Source organism: Streptomyces durocortorensis (genome assembly GCF_016901035.1).
GTDB classification, from domain to species: Bacteria; Actinomycetota; Actinomycetes; order Streptomycetales; family Streptomycetaceae; genus Streptomyces; species Streptomyces durocortorensis.
Genome location: NZ_JAFEUF010000361.1, coordinates 1 through 5,028, shown reverse-complemented (window position 1 = coordinate 5,028; position 5,028 = coordinate 1). Strand labels below are relative to the sequence as shown.

2 protein-coding genes and 1 pseudogene are annotated in these 5,028 nt (G+C 72.9%); 1 reads left to right on the top strand and 2 read right to left on the bottom strand.

Annotated features, from left to right (window positions below; all coding sequences use genetic code 11):
* Positions 1-108 precede the first annotated feature (108 nt).
* A complete protein-coding gene (locus tag JS521_RS33710) occupies positions 109-1,134 on the bottom strand; it encodes a chitinase (RefSeq protein WP_205086691.1) in 1,026 nt (341 codons plus the stop codon).
* Positions 1,135-1,338: 204 nt separating this feature from the next.
* On the bottom strand, positions 1,339-4,473 hold the full coding sequence (locus tag JS521_RS33705; protein WP_205086690.1) for a discoidin domain-containing protein: 3,135 nt from the start codon (positions 4,471-4,473) through the stop codon (positions 1,339-1,341).
* Positions 4,474-4,644: 171 nt separating this feature from the next.
* Here JS521_RS33705 and JS521_RS33700 point away from each other — a divergent pair.
* A pseudogene (locus JS521_RS33700) lies at positions 4,645-4,935 on the top strand (aspartate/glutamate racemase family protein); the annotation flags it as partial.
* Positions 4,936-5,028 lie beyond the last annotated feature (93 nt).

Genomic DNA, 5,028 nt, shown 5'->3' with positions numbered 1-5,028 from the left:
CCCCCCGCCCCCCCGGGGGGGGGGGGGCTTTGGGCCCCTACCCCCCGGGGCGCGGGCCCCCCTAAACCCGGGGGGCCTGGCTCGAAGGGCGAGGGGGGCGGGGCCGGGCTACGGGAGTTCGTGGACGTGCGGCGCCACGCTGTTGACCCAGGCGTCGCCGTTCGACGCGTCCCAGTTGGTGGACCAGGTCATGGCGCCGCGCAGCCCCGGGTAGGTCTTCTCGGGCTTGAACTCGCCGCAGTTCTCCCCCCTGGTCAGGCAGTCGAGGGCGTTGTTCACGATCGCCGGGTCGACGTAGCCGGAGCCGGCGCCCTTGGCGGAGGCGGGGGTGCCGATGCCGACCTGGTCGGCATCGAGGCCGTTCTCCAACTGGATGCAGGCCAGGGCGGTCAAGAAGTCGACCGTGCCCTGGGCGTAGACGTTGCCGTCGCAGCCGGCCATCGAACCGCTGTTGTAGTACTGCATGTTGACGACGGTGAGGATGTCCTTCACGTCGAGCGCCAGCTTGAAGTACTCGGTGCTGGTGCTCTGCATGTCGATCGTCTGCGGCGCCATGGTGAGGACCAGGTCGCCGCCTGCCTTCTCGGACAGCGACTTCAGCGCCTCGCCCATGTACTGGGCGTTGATGCCGTGCTCCAGGTCGATGTCGACGCCGTCGAAGCCGTACTCCTCCATGAGGGCGTACGTGCTGTCGGCGAACTGCTGCGCCGAATCGGCGTCGTCGACCGTCACGTTCCCGAGCTCGCCGCCGACGGAGATGATGACGGACTTGCCGGCCTCCTGCTTGGCGGCGATGTCGGCCTTGAAGTCGTCCTCGGACGCGTAGCCGAGCGCCGGGTCGAGGTTGAACTCGATCTGACCGTCGGTGCCGGTGGCGTCGGCGAAGGCGACCGCGATGATGTCGTAGCCGTCCTGGACGTCGCCCAGCTTCTGGACTGTTGCGCCGTTGTCGAAGTTCTGCCAGTAGCCGGTGACGGCGTGTGCGGGTACGGCCGCACGGGCCTGCCCGCTCTCGGCCGCGCCTGCGCTACCGCCGAGAGCGGTGGCCGCCATGAGCCCGCCGGCGGCGAGGGCGAGGGCGGCACTGCCGCCCAGGAACTTGGCGCTGCGCTTCTTGCGATGTGTCCGGTCCACGGTGAATCTCCAGGTGCGTGGGGGGAGTTCGCGAACGAGGGGGACATCGGTGGCCACCGACCTGGTGCAGGACATTGGTTCATACCAATGCTCATGTCAACCCTTGTGACAAAAACCGATGCTTCTGAGCGCTCCTGATGTCGGGCTCTGGTCAGAACGCTCACAGAAGGGCAATCGGACGGCTGCGGTGTTCGGTGACGCCCGTCAGCGGACCGACAGCCGCACGAGACCACCGCGCCCCTCCGGGGTGCCCGACACCCGCAGCGCCACATAGCGCGGGGAGCCCGTGGCCCGCAGACTCCGCACCCGGCCATGACCGGTGAGCGCGCCCGCCCGGCGGTAGCGGATCCCGTCGTCACTGAATTCCACGGACAGGTCCGTGGTCCGCCCGGCCGACCACTCGGCCTCCACCCGGCGCACCGCCCGCCGCGCCCCGAGGTCCACGACCAGGCGGCCGTCGCGTCCCGGCCGCCACACCGTGTCCGGGTCACCGTCGACCGCCGCCGACGGCTCCGACATCCCCGTCGGCAGCGGCGCGTTCGGGAACACGGCCCGGCCCAGGGCGAGGTCCGTCGTCGGGTACGCCTGTGCCCCGCGCACCGTGACCTCGATGCCCCGGCCCGGCCGCACCACCGCCACCGTGCTGTGCCCCTGCGCCTCGACCCGCACCCGGCAGACCGGCCCGGTCAGGCGCACCGTGGCGGCGTCCACGACCTCCACCCGCAGCCCGTTCGGCAGCGACCGGCCCGACAGCGGGACCAGCGTGAACCAGGGCGGCAGCAGCATTGCCGAAGCCGCCTCCAGCCGCGCCTCGTACCGCAGCCCGTCCCGGGTCACCGTCTGCTCGCCCTCGTACACCTCCCGGCGGCGGCCCTCCTGCACCAGGGCGACCGGGGTACGCACCGCCCGGTCCGACAGGTTGAACAGGCTCAGGTGACCGTCCGTCACCGCCGCCCGCACCTTCTCGTCCCCGGCCGTGGGCGCCGGCCGACGGGCGAGTTCGCGCAGCTCGGCGGCGGACACCCCGCAGTGGCCCTCCACGAGCAGCGGGCCCGTGCCGCCGCCCTCCGCCAGCACGACCGTGTCCCCGTACACCGCCAGCGGGCCGCGCCCGCCGCGTACCAGCAGCCCCGCACGGCCGTCCACGTCCAGCCAGCCGCCCTCGCTGCGCAGCGCAGGCACGGGCCCGCTCGCCAGGTCCGTCCACCGCTCGCCGTCGTCCGAGCCCTGCACCAGGTAGCTCCGGCCCGCCGCGCTCTCCCAGCGCAGGGTGACCCGGTCCAGGGCACGGGGCTCCCCGAGGTCCACGGCGAGCCAGCTGTCGGGACGCGGCCGGTCGGCGGTGGACACCGCCCAGCGGGTCGTGCCGTCCCCGTCCACGGCCAGCTCCGGCCCCCTGCCCGGTGCGGACGAGGACGCGGTGGCCCGGCCGCCGCGCGCGAGGTCGGGCGCGGCGGCCCCGTCCCGGGCCTCCACGGCGAACAGCGAGTAGCCGTACGCCGGATCGGGCGTCACGCCCTGGATCCGCAGGTGCCGGACCGTCGTACGGTCGAACGACAGCTCGTCGACGCGGCCCGTCGAGCCGCCGGACGAGTCCCGGGACGCGACCGTCGCCGACCCCTCGGCGAAGCGGTACGTCCGCTCGCCGTCCAGGCCCGCCACGCCCGGCATGGTGAGGTTGTGCACCTCCAGCCGACCGCCTGCGGTGTCCGGTCCTTCGACGGCGTGGACCACCGCGCCGGTGGGCAGCGTGGTGAAGCCCGCGAAGCCGTCCTTCAGCCGCAGCAGCGTCGCGCTCCCGTCGAACCCGTCGCGCAGCCGGGTGTGCGTACGCACCGAGCGGCCGGTGACCTCCACGGCCGTCGACGGCAGGAACATCGGTGTGGCGCCGCTGATCCGGAACAGCCAGTCGTCGTGGCCCGGCTGCCAGGCGAACTTCACGAACTTCGGCTTGGACACCGCACCGGCCCAGGCGGCGGGGGACTGGTGCGATACCAGGCCGGGCCCCTCCCCGAAGTCCGTCACTCCGGATGCGTACGCGAACAGCTCCCGCTGCGACAGCGGCACGACGGGCCGCCCCGCCCCGGGCCACACGTGCAGCAGGTAGCTGATGGCCAGTTCGGCGCGGGCCTCCGGCTCGTACTTCGGCTCACCGGAGAACTTCGCCAGCCGGTGCTCCGGCGGGTACGCCTGGTACGCCTCCAGCCGCGCCGCCAGCTCCACTTCCGCGCGGGCCGCCGCCCGGTCGCCCATCACCCGGGACAGGAACGCCAGCGGGATCACGTCCCGGCCGTAGAGGTGCTCGCGGTCGTTCACCATCGGCATCAGCGGCTCACCCGCGTCCGACATCACCCCCAGCAGGGTCCGCCACAGCGGCCCGGCGTTCGGCTGCCGGGTCAGCACCTCGGGCAGCGGCTCCCCGGCGGCCAGGAAGTGCGCCGCGTTGCGCCCCGAGGTCCGCCACAGCTCCGCCTGGTAGTGCGGGCCGAAGGAGCCGTGGTTCTCGACGATGAACGAGTCGTAGACGTTCCGGGCGATGTTACGGGCCACCGGCACGCCGTCCACGCGGGCCGGGTTGGCGAGGTCGGCCTCCGGCAGCCCGGCCTCGTTGCGCGACCAGGCGCCGTAGTCGGCCGCCCACTCGGGGCGTCGCCGGTCGTCCGGGGCCCAGGCCAGCGCGGGGGCCAGCGCCTGGGCGTAGATGCCCATCTCTTCCAGCTTGGTGTCACCGACATGTCCGCCCGTCAGGCCGTTCGGTGTCCAGGACCCGGAGGCCGGGTCGTCGCCGGTGCCCAGGGCATGCGTGTACGCCGCCTGCTCCCGGACGATGGTATCCACCAGGGAGCGGGTAGGTGCGTCCAGTTCGTCCCAGAGCAGCCGGGCGGCCAGCACGAAGTACGACTGGAACGTGGTGTCGAAGAAGAGGGTGCGGCCCCACTGCGTGCCGCCGGTCAGCCGGTTGGAGGCGGCGAAGTGCCGCAACGTCGCCAGGGTCCGCCGCTTGAGCGTGTCGCGGTCCACCCCGGCCAGCTCCGCGTCGTAGCTGCCACGTGTCAGCAGCACGGCGTGGCCGAGCACCACCGCGAAGCCGAAGAACTTGTCGGTGTAGATGCCCCGGGACTCGTCCCACTGCGTCTCGGACCAGCGGGTGTGCCGCAGCAGGACCCGGTAGTACGTGGCGGCGACATCGTCCTCCGCGCCGCTCCCGCCCGCCTCTGCGAGCGGAGACGCGGCCGCGGACGGTGAGCCCGCGCTCAGCGGCAGCGCGGCCACGGCTCCGGACGCGCCGAGGATCTGGAGCAGTCGGCGGCGGCCGAGGGGAAGGGAGGTCGGGCCCACGGTGGTTCTCCTCAGGGGGTGCTCGCGGCGGTCGCAGGGCGGCTCAGCAGGGCTGCCGTACGATGCGTCCGCGATCGACAACGTTGTCAAGAAGGTGAATGACACCCTTGGCGGCCCCGGTATGTTCCGTCAAGGGAAAACGCACGATTGACCGAGGAAAGGACGGCGGCAGTGAGGACGATCGGGCTCATCGGCGGCATGAGCTGGGAGTCGACGGCGGAGTACTACCGGCTGATCAACGAGTACACCCGGGACCGGCTGGGCGGGCTGCACTCGGCGCGGTGCGTGCTCTACTCGGTCGATTTCGCCGAGATCGAGCGGCTCCAGACGGAAGGCCGCTGGGAGGAAGCCGGCGATGTTCTGGCCGACGCTGCCCGCGCGGTGCAGAGTGCCGGGGCCGACATGGTGCTGATCTGCACCAACACCATGCACAAGGTGGCCGACGCGGTGGCGGCGGCCGTGTAGGTGGCGCCGGGCGCCCCCGCCCCCCCCCCCGCCGGCGCCCGCCCGGCAGCCCCACGCGGGGCTGGAGCGGGGCGGGGCGTCCGCGCGGCG